This window comes from Bacillus sp. SIMBA_074, assembly GCF_046534555.1.
Classification (GTDB): Bacteria; Bacillota; Bacilli; order Bacillales; family Bacillaceae_G; genus Bacillus_A; species Bacillus_A mycoides.
Window position 1 is genome coordinate 1 of record NZ_JAWRYM010000407.1, and the last position, 278, is coordinate 278.

Annotated in this window: 1 protein-coding gene; it reads right to left on the reverse strand. The window is 34.2% G+C overall.

What is annotated here, in order from left to right:
- The coding region (locus SB773_RS31350) for a hypothetical protein (RefSeq protein ID WP_410594192.1) at window positions 1–278 on the reverse strand (278 nt) is incomplete at both ends.

Genomic DNA, 278 nt, shown 5'->3' on the forward strand with positions numbered 1-278 from the left:
TGCATGAATTAATTCAGCTAAAAATAAGTGAAAATCACAATTTGCGTCAAGCTCGATAATAGGAGTTCCTATGCTTTTATTATCAATATCTTGATAGGTAGTGATTATTATCCGTAATGTATTCCTATCTACTCTTCTAATCAACCAATTTGAACCAATCGGCTCGAAATTCCAATCAAAACTGACCTCTTGTTTTACTTCATCTCCTGGGACTATTTCATATATGAGACTCAACACCCCCTCTACCAAATCAATGAGAGGTTCAGTTAAATAACTAG